A 25,020-nucleotide genomic window follows, 5' to 3' on the forward strand; every position below is an offset into this window, starting at 1 on the left:
CAATCTTATGTGAACAACTGTAAAGCTTTGTATGCAAAATGGATAGAATATCCTACTAAAATAATACCGGCTCCGGCTGTTATATAGCCAAGTGCTTTTTGCTTTAATAAAGTTCTGCCAAAATGGACAGAAAAAGCAATATTTAAATTCCATAAAATAATGCCAACGATAATACAAAGACTGTATAAAAAGGCTTCTTGTTTCGTTACCTTCGTAAGCAATGAGCTAAGTGTACTTCCGTATATACCAAACCAAAAAACAAGATTTAATGGATTGGATATCGCAATTAAAAAACCTGCCATAAACGATTGTTTAAGGCCACCTACCTCTTCCTTTTTATATTCCATATTCGAGTGGGAAATTCCTTGTTTTACACTTTGAAATCCTAAATAAAATAATAAGAAAAACCCTGTGCAATACATAAAAGCTTGTACATATGTATACATAAACACAGAAGATAAACCGAAATAAATGAGAAGCATAAACAAAATATCTGCAGTCATTCCACCAATTCCAACAACCCATGCATGCCAAAAACCTCGTTCAATTCCTCGTTTTAACATTTCAATATTAATCGGACCTACTGGCGCAGCTAATGAAATACCTAATACAATTTGTTGTATAATCGCTCCAAACATCGCTCTATCCTTTCTACTTCCTTTACTATTAAGTAATGATGTAATGATTAAAAATAGACTAGCTTTCATCAAAATATTTACTACTAAAATACCCTTTTTTATCCAAAATATGCAAAAGAGCCATCTGGATGATGGCTCTTACTTTTCTAACTTATGAAGAAAAGGACATTTTCCTTTTATCGGCTCTACATCGTCTCCTATGAAGTATTGTTTCCATTCGCGATGATCTGGATCACCATAATGACTAATGTTAGGGTGTTTCGGCAGCTGATCCCACTTTTCAACTCGATCTCGGACCGTTTGTCTTGAATATGCTCCTTTAGGGCGATCCCCTTCTAATCCATCAAAGATGGTACGCGGTTGAAATCCAATAACGAGAGAATTTCCTAAATGCCTAGTTTTTCGTTGTTTATAAGCTGGCGCATTTCCAAATGCGAATATCGGTTCACCACCAAATGAAAATTCCCATAAGTAATGGTCTGGGTCTTCAGGAATTTGCTTCGGCCATGTTTGGTCATCGTTTTCATGTAAATATTGTAGTACTTTCCAAAAGTAATCACGATAATATTCCAGTGATTGTTCCTCACATTCCGGTTCCACAAAAAGAAAGAATCCTCTTCTTACAATTGGGCGCTCTTTCATTAACTCTAAAAAAGATAACATTGTATGTGGCAAATGACTCCAATCATTATGAGAGAGAAATGAATAACGAAGTTCATTCTTTTTCAAAGCTGTTAAGCCGAAATAACATGGGAAAGTTGGTTCTAGCACGACACTCGAAAAATTTTGAAATTCTTTTGCAACCCAATTTGGTATGTCAGTTCTCGTTCTCATTCCTTCATTATCTAATAAATAAGACTCGTTCATTCTTTCTTTCACCTCATTATGTATAGCATTCAATTAAGAATATTACATACTCGGCCTGTCCTATACCTATTTAAAATTCGGCTGAAAAATTATTTAAAAATACAAAAAAATAAAACCGCTTACTTGACTAATTTCTACCAATTCGTGTATATTTAAATTAATCATTTAGCAGAATATTCAAGATTATAGCATTTTTAGTTTATATTATCTTTCAAATGAATTTCACTAAATGAAAAAAGCAAATGTTTTTAGGAGGAATTGTAACATGCAAGGAAAAGTAAAATGGTTTAACAACGAAAAAGGTTTTGGATTTATCGAAATGGAAGGCGCTGACGATGTATTCGTACATTTCTCTGCTATTCAAGGTGACGGCTACAAAGCTTTAGAAGAAGGTCAAGAAGTATCTTTCGATATCACTGAAGGAAACCGCGGACCTCAAGCTGCTAACGTAGTAAAACTTTAATCCAACATATAACAGGAGGTTACCTTACTTGGTAACCTCCTTTGTTATTCCTTTGTATATTTCCGTTTTACAGAGCAAAAACTATGTGAAATGCGCAATATACAAAGGAGGAAGTAATAATGGGATCAGAAGTAAATGATTTTGAAGAAGTAAAATTCCGTGTAGAAACAGCACAAAAAATGGTAGGGTCAGCGACAATTTCAATGGATCCAGATACATTAGAGCATGCGACTACTGCTGTAGAAGCCGCTCGCTCTCAGCTTGAAATTATGAAATCTGTTGCGACAGATTTAGATGAGCCATTTTTAATGAATGAGGAAAAGAAATTAAGTAAATGCGAGCATCAATTAAATGAAGCAAGACACTAAAAAACATCCAGAGAATTTTCTCTGGATGTTTTTCATGATAACTGTTCCCCATACTTTTTCAATGTTTCTCCAACTGTACATTGTCGTATACAAAATGAATGAGCGTAATACTTACTATTTGTCTTTCGATTATGTTCTCGCAAGAAACATCCTTCACAATACGTTTCTAATAAGTCATTTACCTCTGTAATGAGTTGCTTTTTATCCACCTTTGCACCTCTCTATTCGGTTATTTCTTTATGACTATCAATGACTGTTCCTTCTAATGCTTGCGTAGCTAATTGATGCGCTTCTTTATTTTGTTTTCTAGATATCGGCTCACATACAAGTTTTAATTTCATTTGCTTCGCTTTTTGTTCAATTTGATCTAAGTAATGATTTAAATGCTCATCATAACAAGGCCATTCTCCAGCCAATTGCTGCAGTACAACTTGAGAATCGCCGCGAAGTGTAACTGCTTCATACTTAATTCCGAATTCCTCGAGTATATTCATGCCATATAGTAATGATGCATATTCCGCTTCATTATTATCATATATACCTTCTATATATGCATTACGGCGAATTCGGTATTTTGTATTTCCTTTTTTATAGTATACACATATACCTACTCCAGCTTCTTTCGTCTGTACATCATAACCGCCATCAAAATAAACGAGGATTTCTTGGGGCTCTTCCTCCACTTGTTTACTCAGCTTTTTCATTTCCTTTAATGACCATTCTGCATCCATTTCATCATAAAATGATAGTTCTTTCACTCTTCCTGTTTTCTCGAAATCCTCTGCAAATTGCAATACATCGTCTATGTTCATATAATCTGTCGTTAATTTCGTCTGCAATCCGCTCTTTGTTTTATACAACCAATGAATTTTATATTTCATACTAGATTCCCCTTATATAAGACTTCTTATATGTAGTCAGCTAATGAAAGCCTCACTTTATTTTATTATATTGTATCAAGAGTCACAGCATTATATTCAATATGATTACATACAAAAAGAGCTATCCCTATAGGAATAGCTCTTTCATCTATTGCATAAATCTTTCAAATTGTACTCGTTTATTAATCCAGTACATTACAGGCATACCAATTGCCATGACAACAAATTCACCGATGGCACATGTTAACCAAGTCAACATAAATGGTAAATCAAATGCAAGATGAAGCTCAATTGCAATCATAAACATTGTAATTGTAAAAATAACTGTATTAAAAATCATACGAGCCCAAACACCTTTAATAAATCGCATAGAAATAATCGTTGCAACTAATGCAAGAATAGATTGCCCTACTCCAAATACTAAATCGTAAGCGATCATAGGTGAGAAAAAGAGATTTGTTAAAAATACACCTAATACAATTCCGTAAATTGCTTTCTTATTAAATACAACAAGATGATTAAACATCTCTGAAATACGAAACTGTACACTCGTAAAGCCAAATGGCTGAATAAGCATAGAAACAGCAATATATAATGCCGCTAAAATACCATTACCGACTAATGTTCTTATATTCATGACAAAATCTCCTTAGTTTTTTTACGTGGGATGGTTTCGAACCACGTTATTCGTTTTTTAAGCAACAAGAATACATTCTACGCAATACACACTCTCTCGTCAATAGATTCCTATCATTAACTACCTTTTTTCTTTTAGACAACGTATAATAAAACATATGAAAGTTTTAGGAGGTTTCACTTCATGACAGCAACAATTCAAAATGAAAAAGTGGTCGTTTCCATTTCTGACAAAGGTGCAGAATTACAAAGCGTTCGCTTAAAAGAAGATAACACTGAATACTTATGGCAAGGCGATTCTTCTTATTGGGGGCGCCGCGCACCAATTTTATTCCCAATTGTCGGCCGATTAGTAGATAATACATACTACGTAGATAGTAAACCATATTCTTTAACACAACACGGCTTTGCTCGTGATCTTACATTCTCTGTACAAGAACAAAGTGAAACGAAAATCACTTATATTGTAACTAGTAATGAAGAAACATTAAAAAAATACCCATACCAATTCGAATTACTCGTTTCTTATGAGCTAGACRGACAAATCGTTCATGTAACATATGAAGTAAATAACCCTACTTCAAAAGAGATGTTCTTCTCAATCGGAGCACATCCTGGTTTCAACTTCCCCTTATTAGAGGGCGAATCATTTACAGATTATCATTTATCATTTAATGGTTCTGAACGCTTAGAAACAAGCGTATTAGAAGGACCTTACCTTTCAAGTAAAAAACAATTAATCGCTGAAAATACGAATGAATTACCACTTACATACGATTTATTCAAAAATGATGCGCTTATTTTTGAAAATATGAATACGGATGAAATCTCTATTCGTTCTCATAAACATAATAAATTTGTAAAAGTAGAATTTGATGGCTTCCCATTTGTTGGCGTATGGACACCAGGTGAGAACGCACCTTTCTTATGTATTGAACCTTGGTACGGTATTGCTGATGAAGTAAATCCAGCAAAAGATTTCAAGGAAAAAAAAGGAATTCAATCTTTACAAGCGAATGAAACATTTACATGTCGTTATAGTATTACAATCGGCTAAGTTACTCTATCCCCTACTTCAAAGAAACATATAAGTAGGGGATCATCTTATAATTTGGAGGTTTCTCATTTTGATTGAAGTATATATTGATGGTGCATCAAAAGGAAATCCTGGTCCTTCTGGTGCTGGAGTGTTTATTAAAGGGGTGCAACCAGCTGTACAATTATCATTGCCCCTTGGGACAATGTCCAATCATGAAGCAGAATACCACGCTTTACTTGCGGCATTAAAATATTGCACGGAGCATAATTATAACATTGTCTCTTTTCGTACAGATTCGCAACTTGTCGAGCGAGCTGTCGAAAAAGAATACGCAAAAAATAAAATGTTTGCACCACTATTAGAAGAAGCATTACAGTACATAAAAAGTTTCGATCTCTTTTTTATTAAGTGGATTCCAAGTAGTCAAAATAAAGTTGCTGATGAGTTAGCTAGAAAAGCTATCTTACAAAATTAACGGGGGTATGAGTGTGAAAAAAGATTGGGTTGCTCCTCTTGCTTTATTATTTGTCTCTTTTATTTGGGGAGCTACATTTGTTGTCGTTCAAAATGCTATGTCTTTCGTTGGTCCATTTACTTTTAATGGTATTCGCTTTTTATTCGCTGGAATTATTTTATTATTCGTTCAAATGATTTTCTCAAAAAAATCTTCAAAACAAGATATAAAACAGAGTAGTCTCGCTGGATTAATCGTTGGATTTTTTTTATGCGTTGGCTATGTATTACAAACATTCGGCTTACTTTATACAACTTCTTCAAAAGCTGGTTTCTTAACAGGTCTTAGTATCGTTATGGTACCAATTTTGTCTTTTATCTTTTTAAAACAAAAAGCTACCATTTTTATCGTAATGGGCATTGCTGTAGCAACAGCAGGTTTATACTTATTAACTGCTGGTGATTCTTTTCAATTAAACATTGGAGATATACTCGTTCTCGGTTGCGCAGTTGCTTTCGCTGCCCATATTCTTGTTAACGGCTTCTTCTCTAAGAAAATATCACCTTTATTATTAAGCACGTCGCAAGTATTAGCTGTCGGTATGTTTTCTTCTATTTGCGCCTTTTTGTTTGAAGATTGGGAAAAATTATTTTCAGTAGCACTATGGACGAATTCTTCCTTTTTATTCGCTCTATTTCTAACTTCCCTATTTGCGACATCCATTGCTTTTTTTATTCAAACATCAGCACAAAAACATACGTCTCCAACGAGAGTAGCAATTATTTTCGCAATGGAGCCTGTTTTTGCTGCATTAACAGGCGTTCTCGTTGCAAACGAACAACTTTCTATTTCCGCTATTATCGGATGCCTATGTATTTTCCTAGGCATGGTTTTTGTTGAATTACCTTCCAAAACAAAAAAAGAAGCGCAGGCTGCGTGAAGTTACGCTTGTAACTTCCGCATAAAAGCCTTAGCGCTTTTTTTATCTGTAATTTCTTCTTCTTTCAAACGTTCTAATAACGCAACAAAATAACTCCCATCAAACTGTAATTGATGTTTAATTGTCGCTTCTATTGCTGCGTTCACAATTCCATCAGATGCACCAGTATATCCTTGTCCAAACATAATAAACCCTTGTGCTTCCTCTGATAGTTTAAATCCTTTCGTATGTAAGAATGAAAGATAATCTTCTACTGTTTGCATGATATTCCCACCTACTCAAAAATTCTCCATCTCCTATCATACATGTTTTTACACGCTATGAGAATGAAATTTCTTTGACAACTTTGTAAATCTATCGTCTACTGCATAGACAATAAAGGATTTCCTTGCAATATGAATGAATATGTATAGTGGAACTTATTTCATATTAAAGGGGAGACACGATGAAACAAGCACTATTAATTATCGATGCGCAGCAAGAATTAATGGATGGGAATGAACAAGAAAAAGAAGTTTTTCGCAAAAAAGAGTTATTATCTACACTAAATACAGCCGTACAAAAAGCAATACATGCAAATGCCCTTATTGTTTTCGTAAGAGATATCGATGTTGCTTCTGGTAGCGGAGAAGGATTTGAAGTACATAATGAAATCAAAGTACCTCAGTCTGCAATCCTTATTAATAAAGCAGCAACAAACGCATTCTATGGCACTTCTCTACTTGAACTTTTAAAAGAAGAAAAAATTAATCATATCGTTATCGGTGGATGTAAAACAGAACATTGCATCGACACCGCAGTTAGAACAGCTACTGTACAAGGATTTGATGTTACATTAATTAAAAACGGTCATTCCACAACTGATTCTAACGTGTTATCTGCAGAACAAATTATTGAGCACCATACTAAAGTTCTACACGGTCATTATAATGTGGATCATTTTTCTATGGTGAGAGATATCGAGGAAGACCTCTTCCAACCAACTCACGACCAATATCGTGATTAATAAAAAAGAATCCTTCATTTAGAAGGATTCTTTTTTATCCAAAAATTTGCGCTGCAATACTGTATAGTTCCCCATTTCTTTTCAAAAATTGATCACTATTTCTCATCATAATTGGAGGTGTATTAACCTTTTGAAAACCAGTAATCTCTAATTCTTTCATGAAACCTTTCTTTCCTTCTGATACATCAATTCTTAATTTACCATGATGCTCTCTTGCTAAATCATGCACAATTCTCATTGCCATCGCATCATTTTTCGCAACGACTGGACCTATTATTTTATTTTCTGGTGTTTGTATACTTAAACCGTAACCTAATACATTTTGGTTGTTGTCCTTTACAACGATGCACTGTTCACTTTGTATAATTCTTTTCGTTAAAAATGCTTTTCTATTTGTTCCAAACGCATTTTCATCTAATTTTATTATTTTTTCTAAATCACACTCTTCATAATTCATCATATAATCTTCATTTCCTACACAATAATCATTCACATTGTACGAGTTACATATGTATTTAGAAACATAGCTTACTGCCCTAAATCCTAGTTTTTCATATAACGGCTTTCCTTCATCCGTAGCAATAAGCATAATTGGAGTTTGAGCCGATACGCTCTTAATGCATGAATTCGTTATCGCCTTTCCAATCCCATTCCCCTCATATTTCGGATGTACAATGACCATTCCGATAGACGCTAATTTCTCCCCATATAATATAATTGCCGCGCTAGCAATAAGTTCCTTTCTCTTATTCCACACACCGTATATAATACCTGAATCAAAAATAGTCTCAATTTCTTCTTTATTATAATCCCACCCAATATAAGAAGATAATGCTACAATATCGCCTATTTGTTCGTCCCTAAGACGCTCCACCTTAATTTCCAATTCAAGCATACTTCATCCCCTTCTCTAGACATTTAAATCATTATTATTAAATCAACTTGTACATGTTTCCCTTTATTTGTCACACACATATCCTATTTTGACCAAGACTATATTATAAATGAGGTGACAACATGCCCATTACGAATCGATTTTCTACCACCACTAACGGCGCACTCGCGATTACAGGTAATACTTTAGGCTTAAGTAAAATTAGTAATCAAAACCGGGCTGGTACAATCGGGGCAATTGGTGCATTTATAACTATAAATACCGCTTTACAAGTACCGAGTTTTCCTGCTGGTACAACATTAAGTTATACACAAAATAGTTCTACCGCTATTTTAAATATCCCTGCTGGTAGTACTATTCTTTACGCAGAACTCGTTTGGGGTGGAAACTACTTATCTCGTGATCAAAACATTACGAGTGTATTAGGAAACCCGGTTTCTTTTACAACACCTGTTTCAACATACTCGATTACCCCTTCAGCTGTTACAGCTTCAAATCAAACATTCGTTTCCGGATCTGTCACATTTGGATTTTATACACGTTCCGCAGATGTAACATCCCTCGTTCAAGCTGGAGGATCTGGCTCTTATACAACCGGTTCTGTCCCTGGACTTGTTGATCCTTTAGATGCTTCTAACGGAGCTATCAATTCTTCTGGATGGACGCTCATTGTCGCTTATCAAAACGGTTCCTTACCCGCAAGAAATTTAACAATTTACGTAGCTGGTAACCGTGTTTCTGTAGAAACTGGTAGTGCAGATGTATCTGTCTCAGGGTTTTTAACACCTGCCGGAGGACCTGTAAGCGGGAGATTATTTATAAGTTCTACTGAAGGGGATGCTGATTTAACTGGGGATCAAGCATTATTTGGACCAAATTTCAGTTCATTAAATGCATTATCCGGGCCAAATAATGCTGTAAATAATTTCTTCGGTTCTCAAGTGAATAATGCTGCTGGAAATTTGGATACAACTGGGACATTTGGAACACGAAATCAAAGTGCTTCTACAAGTACAAATATCTCCGCAGGAAGGCAAGGCTGGGACATTACTTCTATTGATATTTCTCCTTATTTAACAAATTCCCAAGTATCCGCCGCGATCCGTTTAACAACTAACGGAGATGCATATATGTTAAATACAGTCGGATTACAAATTAATATAAACTCGCCTAACATACAAGCAACGAAAAGCGTGAATAAAAGCGTCGCAGCAATTGGAGATGTTCTCACTTATACCGTTACTATCCCTAATACCGGGCTTCTTCCTGCCAATAACGTTATTTTTATAGACAGTCTTCCTAACGGCACTTCCTTTATACCTGGCACTGTAACAGTAGATAGCATACCACAAACAAATGCAAACCCGGCTGCTGGTATATCTCTTGGAACCATTAATAATAACGCTTCTCGTACAGTAACTTTCCAAGCAACTGTCGTTTCCCTTCCAAATCAGAATCCAATTTCTAACACTGCGAATATTACATTTCAATATACACCAATTGCCGGTGGAACAACTTTTAACGGTCTTGCAACAAGCAACTCTGCAGGAACACAAATTAATCTTGCAGATATTAATGGTACAAAATCAGTTAACAAACTTTTTACTGATTTTGGAGAAACGTTAACATACAGTATTGCCTTAGCTAATATAGGAAATATCGCGGCAACGAACGTTATATATACGGATCCGATTCCTAGCGGGACAACTTTCATTCCAGGGAGTGTAACTGTTAACGGCGTTACTCAAGCTGGAGCGAATCCCGCTAATGGTATATTCATTGGAACCATTGCTGCTAATTCTACGACTACTGTTTCATTTCAAGTATTCGTTCCTTCTATCCCGCAAACAAATCCAATATTAAATAGTGGCACAACAACATATCAATACATTCCTGTACCAAATCAGCCAGCAGTAAGCGGGACTGATACGACCAATATCGTATCTACTCAAGTGAATAACGCTACTGTCACAATGACGAAAGCGGTAGATAAAAATTTTGCAGATATTGGTGATACACTAACGTACACTGTTTCCTTTACAGGTACAGGTAATACTAATGCGAATAACGTTATTTTTACAGATATCATTCCTACTGGAACAACTTTTGTTCTCAACAGTTTAACAATAGATGGAACGACACAAGTTGGAGCAAATCCTGCTAACGGTGTAAATGTAGGATCCATCCCAACTGGCACAACAAAAAATGTTTCGTTTCAAGTAGTAGTAAACACAATACCCGCGTCAAATGTCGTTTCTAATGGATCAAGCGCTTCTTATCAATATACCGTCAATCCTAGCCAATCACCCGTTACAAAAAATATCTCTTCTAATCTTGTTTCCACTCAAATTAACAACGCGAATTTAACATTAACAAAATCAACAAACAAACAATTTGCTACAATTGGCGAAACGATAAGTTATACAATCCTCATTACAAACAGTGGAAATACAGCCGCAACTAACGTGCAACTAACAGATCCACTTCCAAATGGAACGATATTGACTCCTGGTACTGTAACACTAAATGGAGTTTTGCAAAATGTAAATTCTCTCGTCGCTTTACCTATCGGAACAATTCCTGGCGGAGCTACTTTTACTCTTTCTTTCCAAGTAACAGTTATTAATATTACCGCCCAAAATCCTATCATTAATAATGCTTTCGCTTCTTATCTATATACTGTTAATCCAAGTCTGCCACCAACTTCAAAAACAGCAAATTCTAATTCTGTTACATCAACAATTAGACTAGCAAACCTTCAAGCTACGAAGTCTGTAGATAAAACATTTGCGGAAGTTGGAGATGTATTAACTTATACCTTTGCTCTTACAAACGATGGAAATGTTGCGGCGAACAATGTAGTACTATCCGATTCAATTGCGAATGGTACTGCCTTTGTACCAAACAGTGTTACAATTAACAATGTTGCTCAGCCAGGTGTTACACCAGCTAGCATCAATATTGGTAGCATCAATGCAAATACTACAATTACAGCTTCATTCCAAGTATTAATAACTAGCATCCCAAATCCAAATCCTATTTCAAATAGCGCTTCTATTTCCTATAACTTTATCGTGGATCCAAACGCTTCACCTGTAAGTAAGAACACTACTTCAACCACTACATTTATTCAAGTAAACGATGCAAATGTCATTTCAGCAAAAACAGTGGATCGGGCATTTGCTACTGTTGGGGATGTATTAACTTATACTATTCTTTTAACGAATGCAGGAAGTGTTACTGCTGATAGCCCTACTTTCGTTGATACGAATCCAGACGGTACTACCTTTATTCCAAACACTTTCCTTATTAATAGTGTACTCCAAAATAACGCTGATCCAAACGCCGGTGTTCCGTTACCTTCCATTCCTGCTAACGGTGAAATTACTGTTTCTTATCAAGTAACCGTCACTGCTTTACCTACACAAAATCCAACAACAAATTCATCTAGTACACAGTATAGCTTTATTCTAAATCCAGGCGATCCACCAACTATAGAAACCTCTTTAAGTAACACTGTAAGCACACAAATTAATTTAGCAAATGTAGTTATTGTCAAACAGGTAGATTTAACTATTGCTGATGTTGGGCAACCAATCACATATACAATTGCCTTAGCGAACCTTGGGAATACTCCAGCGAATAATGTAGTTGTTACCGACATATTCCCTCCTGGTACGACTCTTGTACCAAATAGTATTTTTATAGGCGGCGCTTTACAGCTAGGTGCTGATCCAAGTGTTGGTCTTCAAGTTGGAACAATTCCCACAGGTGGAATTACAACCATTGTTTTTCAAATTAGTGCAAATAGTTTACCTTCACCAAATCCAGTTCAAAATAGTGCTGCACTACAATATAGCTTTATCGCAGATCCAAATTTACCTGCTGTTGTTAGAAATGCCACTAGCAATATCGTAACGACACAAATTAACACCGCAAATCTTGTTGCTACGAAACTAACAAGTACAAATTTCGCTGATGTTGGCGATGTCATAACTTATGCAACAATTTTAACGAATAACGGCAATATCCCTGCCACTAATGTAACGTTTACAGATATCATTCCAGATGGTACCATCTTTCTTCCTAATACTGTAACGATTAACGGTGTCCCTATAGCAAATGCAAATCCTGCTAACGGCATTTTGATCGGTACGATTGGGGCAAATTCATCACGTACCGTTTCATTCCAAGTTTTTGTACCAACTATTCCTGCTGTAAATCCAATTACGAATCAATCAGGCACTACATTCCAATACACGTACGATCCATCCAAACCAGCCATCATGCAGATGGTTACTTCTAACATTGTACAGACAACTATTAATAACGCTACGATTACCTCTGCAAAATCTGCTGATAAACAGTTTGCGAACGTAAATGATATTATTACGTATACGACTACTTTAACAAATAACGGGAACACACTTGCATCAAGTATAGTATTTACAGATACCATTCCAAGCGGGACATCTTTTATTCCAAATAGCGTAACAGTAAATGGTACTACACTCTCTAATGCAAATCCTGCTAATGGCATAGCAATTGATCCGATAAATCCCAATACAAATACAACAATCTCATTTCAAGTAATCATAAACTCTATCCCTAGTCCGAATCCAATTCCGAACCAAAGTAACACAACATACCAATATGTCGTAAATCCTAACTTACCTCCAGCATCCGCCAATGTGTTAAGTAACTTAATAACAACTCAAATTAACAATGCTACGATTATCGCTACAAAATCAGTGAACACACCGACTGCTGCAATTGGAGATATCGTTACCTATACGATTGCAGTTACGAACACAGGAAATATTCCCGCTAGTGCAACTGTTTTAACGGATGGACTTGGCGCAGGGGCTTCATTTATCCAGAATTCTGTAACTATTAATAATGTTCCACAGCCAGGATTAGATCCATCACTTGGTATTCACTTAGCAGATATTCCTCCCGGAGATACTATATTCATTACTTTTCAAGCACAAATTTTAGCGATACCACCTAGTGGCACATTAACAAATAATGCTCTTGTAAATTATGAATATAACGTGAATCCAAACCAATCACCTGCTGTTGGTAGTACAATTACGAATACGACGGTTACTCCAATTATTGATGCTACTCTATCTATAAATAAAACTGTCAATTCAACATTCGCTACTATTGGAGATACACTCACTTTCACTTCTACCATTATTAATTCCGGGAACACTACCGCAAACAATGTTATTTTTACAGATTTACTGCCAGATGGTACGACATTTACCCCAAATAGTTTTACAGTAAATGGAATAACTATTCCTAATACAAATCCACAAAACGGTATCAATATCGGGAACATAAATTCAAATGCATCAGTTATACTCAGCTTTCAAGTAAACATTACAACAATCCCAAATCCTAATCCAATTCCTAACAAATCATCGCTTCAATATAGCTTTATTGTTGATATAAATGAACCGCCTGTTTCACGAACCGTTCAATCCAATAAAACTTTTACTCAAGTAAATACTGCCTCCGTTATTGCAACAAAAACTGCAAGCAGTACATTTGCTGCTGTTGGAGATACAATTACGTATACAACTACTCTCACTAATAGCGGAAATACTACCGCAAACACACCTGTTTTTATCGATATATTACCACCTGAACTTTCATTCGTTCCTGATAGCTTACAAATTAATACCATCCCACAACTTGGATTTAGACCAGATAGCGGGATTTCTTTAGACCCCATTCCAGTTGGAGGAACAACAACAATTAGCTTTCAAGCTATCGTTGGCTCAATACCAGCTACAAATCCTACGTTGAATCAATCCAGTACGACATATTCTATCATTGTGGATCCTACCCAGCCGCCAGTGACAGAAACAGCTACAAGTAATCCAACTTTAGTGCAAATTAACGAAGCAATTATTCAAGCAACAAAAAGTGTCGATCGTCTATTTTCTGACATCGCACCCGGAAATTCATTTTTAACTTATACAGTTTTATTGGATAATATAGGAAACACAACTGCTACTAATATCACTTTTACAGATCCGATTCCAAATAATACAGTATTTATAGAAGATAGCGTTCGAGTAGGTGGGGTTTTATTACCTGGAGTAAATCCGGCGAACGGGATACCAATTGGGGATATTATTGCAGGAGATTTTATAAACGTCACCTTTCGTGTGCAAGTAGTTAGCATCCCAAATCCTATTTTTACAATCGGACCTGGGGGACCAAACTCACCCGTTGTAAACGGAGCTTCTATTAATTATCAATTTATGACAGGGCCTAATTTACCACTCGTTTCACGAAGTACAACATCTAATCCGGTTTCAACACAAATAAATTCCGGAGAAATTTTGGCAATTAAATCTGTAGATAAAACTTTTGCAAAGATCGGGGATACACTTTCCTATACAATTTCATTAAGCAACCCTGGAAATGTCACTTCACAAAATATACTTTTCACGGATATTTTGCCTGATGGATCGACATTTATATCTGGTACTCTTGTAAATGATTCTGGTGCTCAGCAAATTGGAAACCCCGCTAACGGAATTCAAGTTGGAAATATAAATCCTGGCAGTACGATTGCTATTACGATAAACGTACTTGTAACAAACATTCCAAGTATAAATCCAATTTCAAATTTTAGTTCTGTACAGTATTCACATGTGGTCGATCCTAGCCAACCTGCCGTATCACAAACGAATATATCTAATACTGTTTCGACAACTATTAATAGTGCTATATTAACTACTACAAAAAGTGCTGATAAATCCATTCTTTCTGTCGGAGATACGATTACGTATACAACTACTATTACAAATACAGGAAATACTGCAGCAACGAATATTACTTTCACAAGCGCTATTCCAGCCAACACTACATTTATACCAAATTCGGTCACAATCAATGGTATGCAGCAACTTGGTGCACGGCCAGCACTTGGAGTCAATATACCCAATATCGCTCCTGGCGAAACAGTAACCGTTACTTTCCAAGTAACTGTTATTTCTATTCCCCCTTCAAGTTCAATTATGGATAACGATACAATTTTATACTCTTATACCGTTGATCCAAGCGCAGCTCCTGTTACTACTTCTACTTCAACGAACAGCGTTACAAACCCTGTACTAGATGCTATGATAACGATGATTAAATCAGTTGATCAAACACTTGTAACACTAGGTGATACTATTACCTATACGACACTTTTAACGAATAGTGGGAATACAAATGCTACGAATATTACGTTCACTGACCTTATTCCAGACGGTACAACGTTCGTTTTGGATAGTGTCACAATAAATGGCATCACACAAATTGGTCTTAATCCTAATACAGGTATTACAATTGGATCAATTGCTCCTAACAGCTCAATAGCAATAGCATTTCAAGTTACCGCTACTTCTACTCCTGTTCAAAATCCTATTGCCAATTCGGCTAGTGCTTCTTACACATTTATCACTGACCCTAATGCCCCTATTGTTTCAAGGAATGTTACTTCAAACACAGTGTTCACTACAATTAACACAGCTATCATTCTTTCATTAAAACAAGTCGATAAATCCTTTAGTCGTATTGGAGACACACTCACCTATACTGTTGCTTTAACAAACAATGGAAATTCATCCGTACAAAATGTTATTTTCTCAGATACAATGCCGAGCGGAACTACATTTATTGTAAACTCATTTTCTATTAACGGGGTTCCTCAAAGTGGTGCGGACCCATCGAACGGTGTAAATATTGGGCCTATAACAGCTGGGTCTACAGTAAATGTTTCATTCCAAGTAAACGTGGACTCATTACCAACTGAAAATACAATTGTAAACTTCTCATCGACATCGTACCAATTAGTCTCACCGCCTGATCCAGAAACTTCAATTAGTAATCCTGTTTCAACACAAATTAAAGAAGCTATATTATCCATGACGAAAAATGAAAGTGTCTCCTTTGCAGATATCGGGCAAACTGTTTTTTATACTACGTCTATTTCGAATATAGGAAATACAGATGCAACTAATATTGTATTTGCAGATGCATTACCAAGTGGACTCACATTTGTTCCTAACACATTAACTGTTGATGGTGTTTTACAACCTGACGCGAATCCAAATACAGGTGTATTACTTGCAACACTTCCACCAAATGAAATATATAGTATCGTATTTCAAGTTACGGTTAACAGCATCCCACCTATTAACCCTGCACCAAATATAGCATCAACGACGTATGAGTTTAGTGTTGATCCAGGTAATCCGCCGGTATCGAATACAGCTAGCTCCAACACTACACTTCTTCAAATAAACAACGCAAATATTATTAGCACAAAAACAGCAAATCTTACTTTTGCAGATGTTGGTAATACAATAACATTTACACTTAACCTTCCTAATACCGGGAATGTTGCTGCTACTGATGTAACTATTATCGATATTCTTGATAGCAATTTAAGTTTCATTCCAAATAGTTTCACAGTTAATGGGCAAACCATTCCAAGCGCTGATTTGTCTACTGGTGTAAACATAGGTTCAATTAATGGTGGTAATACGGCAATCGTTACATTCCAAGCAACTGTTACTACACTTCCAACACTTAATCCAATTTCTAATTTTGCTTCTACCACATATCATTATGTCGTTGATCCTAGCCAGTCACCTATTACAACTTCCAATCAATCCAATACAACGACAACACAAATTAATAGCGCTATCCTTACTGCACAAAAAAATTCAAATGCGGAAACAGTAGATATCGGGCAAGATATTGTATACTCAGTTACGATTACAAATAGCGGCAATGTTAGTGCGACGAATGTTATTTTTACCGACCTAATTCCAGACGGAACTTCCTTTGAACCGAATAGTTTTACACTTAACGGAACTACCATCCCAAATGCAGATATCATTACAGGCGTTCCAATTGGTGATATCGCGCCAAACGAATCTGTCATCGTAGCATTTCATATTAATGCCAATGAAATTCCACCTATAAATCCAATTACCAATCAAGCTAGCGCTAGCTTCCAGCATATCGTTAATCCGGCTAATCCACCTGTTTCAAAAAATATTACTTCTAATAGCGTTACAACAAAAATTGAAAGTGCTATTTTAAACACTATTAAAATAGGAGATAAAGCTTTTGCAACGATCGGTGATACGATTACGTATACAACCACTATTACGAATACAGGAAATATCTCTGCTAACAATGTTGTTTTCTCAGACCCTATACCGACATGGACACAATTTGTTGCAGGATCAGTCATTGTTGATGGCACTTCATTACCATCCGCTTCTATCATTGACGGTGTTGGCATAAATACAATAACTCCCAATCAAATCGTAATAATTATGTTCCAAGTGCAAATCATAAGCAACCCAACAACGTTCACACCTGAACTCCAAAACTTAGGATTTGTGAACTTCCAATATAACGTAGGAAATGCATTACAACCTCAGCCTGGCAATGTGGAAACGAACGTCTTCGTTACTTCTATTAATTCAGCAATACTTTCAGCCGTAAAAACTGCTAATACAGCCTTTGCAAATATCGAAGACACGATCACTTATACAGTTTTGATTCAAAATAGCGGCAATACAAACGCTACGAATGTAAATTTCTCAGACCTCATTCCAGCAGGAACGACCTTTGTTGAAAATAGTTTTACTGTAAATGGAAGTACCATTCCAGGTGCAAATCCAAATAATGGAGTGAATATCGGAACCGTTAACGCGGGTAGTTCCTTAACTGCTACTTTCCAAGTCATAGTTACATCTACTCCACCTTCGAATCCAATTACAAACGTTGCATCTATTCAATACGAATTTATAGTTGATCCGGCCTCTCCTCCTGTTACCGGCACAATAAATTCTAATAGTGCTTCCACACAAATTAATAACGCGACTGTTACAACTGTTTTAGAAGCAAATCGTACAATCGTATCTACCTTAGATATCATTACGTATACAGCAACATTAACGAATACTGGAAACTTCCCTGCAAATTCTGTATTACTCATTAACGGAGTTCCTGAAGGGGCATTATTTGTTCCAAATAGTGTCACGCTTAACGGGATTTCACTTCCAGATGCAAGTCCAACTCTCGGTATTCCAGTTGGTATTATCGCACCAGGTGATTCTGCTACTATTACGTTCCAATTTCTTGCAAGTTCTATTCCACCACAAGGAGCGATTATAAATCAAGCACTTACAAGTTACACTTATATTGTCGACCCAAGTCAACCTCCAGTTACAGCAACATCTTCATCTAATACGGTAAATATAGCTGTCGTTGATGCATCGCTATCTGTAATTAAAAATACAGATTCTCTCGTACAATCTACTGACGGTACAATCACTTACACGGTAGTCGTTCAAAATAACGGAAATACAACTGCAAATACAGTTACTTTAACAGATTTGGTCCCAGAAGGAACTGCATTTATTCCAAATAGCGTAACCATAAATGGCGTTTCAGCTCCGGGTGCTGATCCAAACGTAGGAATCTCCTTAAACGCCATTGCACCTTCAGAAATCGTCACCGTCACATTCCAAGTTATCGTTCAATCCATTCCAAACGTGAATCCAATTTCTAATATAGCCCGTATTGACTATACTTTTATCGCCGATCCAACTGCTCCTATCATCTCTCGAACAATTACGTCTAATCCAGCTTTCACACAAATTTCGGATGCGAATGTTCTTTCTTTAAAAGCTGTCAATGCACAACAAGCAACAACCGGTGACATTTTGACCTATATGATAACGCTAGAAAATACCGGAAATATTCCAGCTACTAATCTCATATTTTCAGATACGATTCCAGAAGGGACTACATTCGTAGAAAATAGTTTTACACTTAACGGAACAGCTATACTTGGTGCAAATCCAAATGCAGGTGTTACTTTGCCTAACCTAGTAGCAAACCTTATTTCGTTCCAAATTCTTATTAACGATTCATTCTCGCAACAATCGATTACAAATCAATCTAATACAACATATACAATTCAACCAGACCCAGGACAACCGCCTATTACCGAAACATCTACAAGTAATATTGTCATTACAAATTTCGTGCAAGCACAATTGACAGTTACAAAAACGTCCAATCCAATAACTGTAGATATTGGCGGAACTATACTTTATATTTCTGAAGTGAAAAATATCGGCAACGTTGACGCAATAAATATTATTTTTACAGATTCTATTCCAGCTGGGACTACATTCGTTCCCGACAGTGTCACAATTAACGGTGTACTTCAGCCAGGTGTAAATCCAGAAAACGGAATACCAATTGGAACGATTACACCAAACAGTTCCAAAACAATACTATTTCAAGTACAAACAAATAATCCACCAACTGCAACCGAAATTGTAAATCAATCATCTGTAAATTATCAATATGTAAGTATTCCTACAGCTCCACCAGTGAATCGCTCTGCAAATTCTAATATCGTTACAACATCACTTCAAAATGCAAACATTATTTCTGTTAAACAGGCGGATGTTACTTTCGTAGCCATCGGGCAAAATATTACCTACACAAATACAATACAAAATATAGGAACTGTTCCAGCTAACAATACGGTGTTCATTGACAACTTTCCAGAAGGTACTATATTCATTGAAGATAGCTTATCAATAAATAATGTGATTCAGCCTGGTGCAAATCCTCAAAATGGAATAACTCTCGGCACGATACAACAAAATGAAACAGTCACTATTTCATTTCAAGTACAACTTACAAATATACCAGAGGGCAACACTGTCATTAACATTTCAGACACTTCGTATGAATACCAAATTGACCCTAGTTCTCCGATTGTTCAGCGTAGATCATTATCAAATGCAGTAAATACTGAAGTGCGGACGGCAAATGTTAGTGCAATTAAATCTGCTAACAGATCTATTACACGTATCGGTCAAATCATCACATATACAGTCGCAGTTACAAACGCTGGTACAGTACCTATTACAAATACTATCCTAATTGACGCAATTGCTGCTGGCACTACATTCGTTCCAAATAGCATCCTTGTAGACGGCATACCAAGACCTAACGAAAATCCAATTACCGGTATCAATCTTGGTATTATCCTTCCAAATAATACGATTATTGTTACGTTCCAAGTAAATGTAGTCTCTATACCTGCACAAAATACTATTAATAATATCGCTGTTATACACTATGAATATAAACCAGAACAAAGCGCACCACCAATTTCAGAAACAACCTCTTCCAATACTACAAATATACAATTTATTGATGTGATTCTTATCGCTACAAAATCTGCTAATAAAGTATTAGCTAATATTGATGACACCATTGAATATACAGTATTCATTCAAAATAACGGATCTACTACAACTAACTCCATCTTTTTTACAGATACTATAGAAGATGGAACAGTATTTATTCCGGGAAGTGTAACAGTTAACAACACTGTACTTCCTGCAGCAGATCCGAATATCGGCTTTTTCATTCCTAATATTGCGTCAGGGCAAGCGACTACAATAACGTTACAAGTTTCCGTTACGAATTTGCCAGCTTTAAATCCAACGCCTAATACTGCAAACATCGTCTACGACTTTATTTTCAATCCTGACTTTGCACCAATTCAAAAATCTACTACTTCCAATACTACTTTCGTCCAAATTAATGATGCTGATATCGTTTCACTGAAAACTGTTGATTTAACTTCTGTAACGATTGGTGACATTTTAACTTATACAACAACTTTAACGAATATAGGAAATGCAGATGCTACTACTGTTGTATTTACAGACAATATACCTGACGGAACAACCTTTATAGAAGGTAGCGTTTTAGTAAATAATATTCCTCAGCTTAACGCGAATCCAAGTACTGGTATACTTGTAGGAACGATTGCTCCTAACGTTTCTATCCCAGTCACATTTTCCGTTACTGTGGTAGCTCTTCCAGCTAGTGGTCGTATTCAAAATCAATCAACTTCTCGTTATACAATTAATAACGAAGAACAAATATCGACTAGTAATATTACTATCACCGAAGTTATTTCTGCTCATGTAATTGCAACAAAAACAACACCTATCCAATACGCTGACCTACAAACGATTATCCCTTACACAATTTCCATCACGAACAATGGGAATATACAAGTTGAAAACATTATCGTTACAGATATTATTCCGGCGAATACGAGCTTTATAGATAATAGTGTTATTGTGAATGGAAACGCCCGTCCAAGTGACAATCCACTTAACGGGATACGAATTGATAACATTCCGCCTAATACGACAGCAACTATTCTATTTCAAGTACGGGTTACTTCGATTCCGCAAACAAATCCAATCTCTAACACGAGTACAATCGAATACCAATACACCATACCAAACCAGCCGCCTATTACCGAAACTATCATTTCATCAGCTGCCGTAACAGAAATTCATCACGCAAATTTAAATAGTAATAAAGCTGTTGACCTTGCATTTGCAACAGTCGGTGACACGTTAACGTATACGATTACACTCAATCAAACTGGTAATGTTGCAGCGAATAATGTAACCATTCAAGATATGATTCCTCAAGGTACTGCATTTATAGAAAATAGCGTCATTGTAAACGGAGAAGCCCTTCCGGAAGTTAATCCAGTAAGTGGTATACCAATTGATACTATAACTGTCGGCGGAAACGCTGTCGCTTCATTCCAAGTAACCGTGACTTCTATCCCAACACCAAATGAATTGACGAACCAAGCCATTACTACTTTTAACTATATAGTCAATCCAAATAATTTACCTGTTACAAACACGACTACAACAAATACCGTCACAACAACTGTCCAAAATGATAATGTCGTTGCCATAAAGTCTGTTAATGCTTCGAATGCTTTACCTAGTCAAACTGTAACGTATACAATTACGATTACGAATAGTGGTAATGTAACGATTGAAGATATTATTGCCATAGACACCGCACCAGTAGATACAACCTTCGTTACAGGCAGCGTTACGATTAACGGAATCAATCAGCCTAATGAAAATCCTGAAAACGGTATTACATTAGGAAGCCTTACTCCTAATGAATCTACTATCATTACTTTCCAAGTAACAATATCTCCTACAACTCTTCAACCAGCAATTAATAACGATGCTTCTGTTTCCTATACTGTTACCATTGACCCGAATGAACCACCTATTACAATTACAAAGCAAACAAATGTCGTTACAACAACAGTAGTTGATCCTATGGTTCGTATTAACAAAACAGCCGACACATCTATTGCCGTTATAGGTGATATGATTACATTCACATTAGAGGTATTGAACCATTCCCCGATTCCTACGATAAGTACTTCTATTTTAGATATCATTCCAACTGGTACAACATTTATAGAAAACAGCGTAACCATTAACGGCACTCCTGTTCTAAATGTCCGTCCAGACACTGGTATGAATATCGGTGCTTTACCAGCTGGCTCCGTAGCAAAGATAGCATTTAAAGTTCTCGTCACGTCTATCCCTTCAAACAGCACAATTATCAATTCTGCTTCCGTCACAGCCGCCTTCCAATTGACACCACAGGACCCAATTATTACTTTCATTGACAATTCAAATATCGTTCGTATACCAGTTCAATTTATAACTGCAACAGTAGTGAAAGATGCTTCCGTCAGCTCAGCTTATTTAAACCAATATTTTGATTATACGATGCGTATTACGAATACTTCTGATATTTCACTTTCAAATGTTTCGTTACAAGATACCATTCCAGCAGGTTTACAATTTATGAACGGTACTGTCTTTATTAACAGCGAACGCTCTCCACTAGCGAATCCGAATATCGGTTTCCTAGTCGCTACTAATTTGGAACCAAACGAAACAATTATCGTATTATTCACAGTACAAGTGATAAGTCCACCTGTTAATAATGAATTTAAAAATACGGCGGATATTTCTTTACAACTTCAAGTCTCGCCTACCGATCCACCAATTACAGTAACCGTTACAAGCAACGAAAACATCGTCACTTTTATTCCAAAAAATCCTGATGAAACACTTCCAAATTTCAATTGTTTCTTTGACGGCGAACGTTTTATACGCATTACTCCTCGAAATATACGAAATTACTTTTGGACTTGGATTTGGTGGCGTTAATTTAAACAAAAAGAGATTGTAGTTTGGTTGAAACCAAATTACAATCTCTTTTTTATTCCCTTTATCGTAATACCTAATAACTCGTCCAAGCATTTACAACCAATCATCATCTCAAGTTATTTTAGTCGTAATAAGCTGACCAGCCTCATTAATCGTTACTTTCCATTTTGCTCCACTAGCAGTCTTCATAATGATACCTTTACTTGCTTCTATTTCAATATCTCCAAACATTCTTCCACCAGTTGTCGCTAACCAAGCATTCCCATTTTCCATCGAAGACCTTGCAAACATACGATTAATCCGAAAACGTTTATGGTCTTGAGAATAACCACTCAATGTAATTCTTACTTTATATAGTTGACTCGCCTTCATATTCGATATAATTGTATCGCCTACATTTAATGGAACATCCGATGCAACAACCCAATTTCCAGTTGCACTTAATGCATATTCAATTTTAATTTTCTTCGGGCTCTCTCCCCATCCAAAATACATTCCAAAACAATTTAACATTTTGATTGGATTTTTCGTAAAATCTAGCTCAATCACAACTGGATTACTATCTGGAACATCGATATAGTTTACACTTTGTTCATCTATTAAATTGAAGCAATTTGCAAGATTCCCCCCATAAGGTAATTTCCCACTAACTTGCTTAACAGTATACTTTTGCTGAGCGTTTACTAAAATATCATCTTGATTCCCTATTAAATGTGGTTTATTTAACGTAATCGGTAACTGAATTCGAAGAGATTCTTCATAGGTAGACGTACAAACATTGTATTGCCCTTTATCTACAATAGTTGTGGAAAGTAAATTTGAAAAAAGGTAGTTACGATGTGAATTAGAAGAAAATTCAATGACAATCTGTTCACTACTCATCCGGTACGTATCCCAAATCATACAATCAAATGTATTATAGGCACCCGTACAACGAATGACTTTTTTCGTTTGCTGTCTACATTGCACTTGAATATTCTGAAACGTATTTCCTGAACTTTCATTTGGTAAATCACTGTTTCCATCAACTTCTATCCCATACTGACATCCATCAATAAATATAGATTGAAATACATTTGCGTTAATCCAGCAAGGTGTATTTATATCATCTATATATTCTGTCTTCAAATGTATTGCAGTTTGAAAGTTTTTAATTTGAATAAAGTTAACTTGAAAGAAACTAATATAATCCCATGCTTTTTGACAATAAAAGTGTATAGCCTTACCTTTATATGACGACGTTGCATTTATTATATTAATATTTGATATAAGAGAGTGATTAGGAACTTCTATTTGTTGTGAACCGGAAACATAAATGACAGCAGATTGAAACACTGGGTTTATAACTTGAACTGTACCACCTGTAATAGACGCATTTTGTTGCAGTTCAAACGCATTAAAATCTCCATCAATTTGCAACGTAACAGTAGGATCTAGCTCTAATCTTACATTTGATTTAATAACAATCGGTTTTACAATTTTGTACGTATTTATCCCTGTAATTCTAACCGTCGAAATACGGTTCGCTACACAATAATTTATAGCTTGTTGAATTGCTAATGAGCTATCATTCCCTGAGTTCGGAACTGCACCAAAACAATCAATATGGACACTATTTTCTGGTGCACAATCTTCTTGGGAAGAAATATATTCTGACAAAATAAATTCACTCCTCATATTACCTTTT

The 25,020-nt window shown here is 36.0% G+C and carries 15 protein-coding genes and 1 riboswitch; of the genes, 7 read left to right on the forward strand and 8 right to left on the reverse strand.

From position 1 onward, the window contains the following. Positions 1–5 precede the first annotated feature (5 nt). Together AC1DMU_RS07990 and AC1DMU_RS07995 are read right to left on the reverse strand one after the other, a co-directional pair. A complete protein-coding gene (locus AC1DMU_RS07990; RefSeq protein WP_000466560.1) occupies positions 6–638 on the reverse strand; it encodes a LysE family transporter in 633 nt (210 codons plus the stop codon). 138 nt (positions 639–776) lie between these two features. Further along, a complete protein-coding gene (locus AC1DMU_RS07995; RefSeq protein ID WP_001005942.1) occupies positions 777–1,505 on the reverse strand; it encodes a YqcI/YcgG family protein in 729 nt (242 codons plus the stop codon). 265 nt (positions 1,506–1,770) lie between these two features. On the opposite strand from AC1DMU_RS07995, the gene cspB reads away from it, so the two are divergent. Both cspB and AC1DMU_RS08005 read left to right on the forward strand, forming a co-directional pair. Next, the gene (gene cspB / locus AC1DMU_RS08000; RefSeq protein WP_001161731.1) at positions 1,771–1,968 is read left to right on the forward strand and encodes a cold shock-like protein CspB; all 198 of its coding nucleotides are present in this window, start codon (positions 1,771–1,773) and stop codon (positions 1,966–1,968) included. 119 nt (positions 1,969–2,087) lie between these two features. Continuing rightward, positions 2,088–2,336, forward strand: coding sequence for a DUF2564 family protein (locus tag AC1DMU_RS08005; protein WP_000534395.1), 249 nt, complete (start codon positions 2,088–2,090; stop codon positions 2,334–2,336). Between the two features lie 32 nt (positions 2,337–2,368). Here the strand turns inward: AC1DMU_RS08005 and AC1DMU_RS08010 are convergent, their stop codons facing one another. The 3 genes from AC1DMU_RS08010 to AC1DMU_RS08020 all read right to left on the reverse strand — a co-directional run bounded on the left by AC1DMU_RS08010 (position 2,369) and on the right by AC1DMU_RS08020 (position 3,854). Further along, a complete protein-coding gene (locus tag AC1DMU_RS08010; protein ID WP_000358801.1) occupies positions 2,369–2,545 on the reverse strand; it encodes a zinc-finger domain-containing protein in 177 nt (58 codons plus the stop codon). A 12-nt stretch (positions 2,546–2,557) separates the two neighbouring features. Then, complete coding sequence (locus AC1DMU_RS08015; protein WP_088062750.1) at positions 2,558–3,217, reverse strand: ribonuclease H family protein; 660 nt, start codon at positions 3,215–3,217, stop codon at positions 2,558–2,560. Between the two features lie 148 nt (positions 3,218–3,365). Continuing rightward, entirely contained in the window at positions 3,366–3,854 is a 489-nt protein-coding gene (locus AC1DMU_RS08020) for a QueT transporter family protein (protein ID WP_001026482.1), read from the reverse strand. A gap of 6 nt (positions 3,855–3,860) precedes the next feature. Continuing rightward, positions 3,861–3,905: riboswitch (PreQ1 riboswitch) on the reverse strand. A gap of 132 nt (positions 3,906–4,037) precedes the next feature. On the opposite strand from AC1DMU_RS08020, the gene AC1DMU_RS08025 reads away from it, so the two are divergent. The 3 genes from AC1DMU_RS08025 to AC1DMU_RS08035 all read left to right on the forward strand — a co-directional run bounded on the left by AC1DMU_RS08025 (position 4,038) and on the right by AC1DMU_RS08035 (position 6,286). Next, positions 4,038–4,910 carry an aldose 1-epimerase family protein gene (locus AC1DMU_RS08025; RefSeq protein ID WP_476941490.1) on the forward strand — a complete coding sequence of 291 codons (873 nt, stop codon included), beginning with the start codon at positions 4,038–4,040 and terminating at the stop codon, positions 4,908–4,910. 70 nt (positions 4,911–4,980) lie between these two features. After that, positions 4,981–5,367 (forward strand): reverse transcriptase-like protein, encoded by a 387-nt coding sequence (locus tag AC1DMU_RS08030; protein WP_000573873.1) that lies wholly within the window; start codon positions 4,981–4,983, stop codon positions 5,365–5,367. Between the two features lie 13 nt (positions 5,368–5,380). Further along, the gene (locus AC1DMU_RS08035; protein WP_048543452.1) at positions 5,381–6,286 is read left to right on the forward strand and encodes a DMT family transporter; all 906 of its coding nucleotides are present in this window, start codon (positions 5,381–5,383) and stop codon (positions 6,284–6,286) included. Positions 6,287–6,288: 2 nt separating this feature from the next. Here the strand turns inward: AC1DMU_RS08035 and AC1DMU_RS08040 are convergent, their stop codons facing one another. Then, positions 6,289–6,549 carry a DUF6123 family protein gene (locus tag AC1DMU_RS08040; RefSeq protein ID WP_001195212.1) on the reverse strand — a complete coding sequence of 87 codons (261 nt, stop codon included), beginning with the start codon at positions 6,547–6,549 and terminating at the stop codon, positions 6,289–6,291. 182 nt (positions 6,550–6,731) lie between these two features. Here AC1DMU_RS08040 and AC1DMU_RS08045 point away from each other — a divergent pair, with 182 nt between their 5' ends. Then, positions 6,732–7,292 (forward strand): cysteine hydrolase family protein, encoded by a 561-nt coding sequence (locus AC1DMU_RS08045; protein ID WP_088062747.1) that lies wholly within the window; start codon positions 6,732–6,734, stop codon positions 7,290–7,292. A gap of 34 nt (positions 7,293–7,326) precedes the next feature. Here AC1DMU_RS08045 and AC1DMU_RS08050 read toward each other — a convergent pair whose 3' ends face one another. Continuing rightward, entirely contained in the window at positions 7,327–8,187 is an 861-nt protein-coding gene (locus AC1DMU_RS08050; RefSeq protein ID WP_088062746.1) for a GNAT family N-acetyltransferase, read from the reverse strand. Between the two features lie 122 nt (positions 8,188–8,309). On the opposite strand from AC1DMU_RS08050, the gene AC1DMU_RS08055 reads away from it, so the two are divergent. Further along, positions 8,310–23,333 carry a DUF7507 domain-containing protein gene (locus AC1DMU_RS08055; RefSeq protein ID WP_088062745.1) on the forward strand — a complete coding sequence of 5,008 codons (15,024 nt, stop codon included), beginning with the start codon at positions 8,310–8,312 and terminating at the stop codon, positions 23,331–23,333. A 111-nt stretch (positions 23,334–23,444) separates the two neighbouring features. On the opposite strand, the gene AC1DMU_RS08060 is transcribed toward AC1DMU_RS08055, so the two are convergent. Further along, positions 23,445–24,992, reverse strand: coding sequence for a glycoside hydrolase family protein (locus tag AC1DMU_RS08060; protein WP_142291704.1), 1,548 nt, complete (start codon positions 24,990–24,992; stop codon positions 23,445–23,447). Positions 24,993–25,020: the final 28 nt, after the last annotated feature.

The sequence above is a fragment of the Bacillus sp. 01N45 genome, assembly GCF_056399205.1.

Bases quoted from the DNA above. Each gene is read 5' to 3' on its own strand.
- AC1DMU_RS07990 (WP_000466560.1), bottom strand. From the start codon at position 638: ATGTTTGGAGCGATTATACAACAAATTGTATTAGGTATTTCATTAGCT.
- AC1DMU_RS07995 (WP_001005942.1), bottom strand. From the start codon at position 1,505: ATGAACGAGTCTTATTTATTAGATAATGAAGGAATGAGAACGAGAACT.
- cspB (WP_001161731.1), top strand. From the start codon at position 1,771: ATGCAAGGAAAAGTAAAATGGTTTAACAACGAAAAAGGTTTTGGATTT.
- AC1DMU_RS08005 (WP_000534395.1), top strand. From the start codon at position 2,088: ATGGGATCAGAAGTAAATGATTTTGAAGAAGTAAAATTCCGTGTAGAA.
- AC1DMU_RS08015 (WP_088062750.1), bottom strand. From the start codon at position 3,217: ATGAAATATAAAATTCATTGGTTGTATAAAACAAAGAGCGGATTGCAG.
- AC1DMU_RS08020 (WP_001026482.1), bottom strand. From the start codon at position 3,854: ATGAATATAAGAACATTAGTCGGTAATGGTATTTTAGCGGCATTATAT.
- AC1DMU_RS08040 (WP_001195212.1), bottom strand. From the start codon at position 6,549: ATGCAAACAGTAGAAGATTATCTTTCATTCTTACATACGAAAGGATTT.
- AC1DMU_RS08045 (WP_088062747.1), top strand. From the start codon at position 6,732: ATGAAACAAGCACTATTAATTATCGATGCGCAGCAAGAATTAATGGAT.
- AC1DMU_RS08050 (WP_088062746.1), bottom strand. From the start codon at position 8,187: ATGCTTGAATTGGAAATTAAGGTGGAGCGTCTTAGGGACGAACAAATA.
- AC1DMU_RS08055 (WP_088062745.1), top strand. From the start codon at position 8,310: ATGCCCATTACGAATCGATTTTCTACCACCACTAACGGCGCACTCGCG.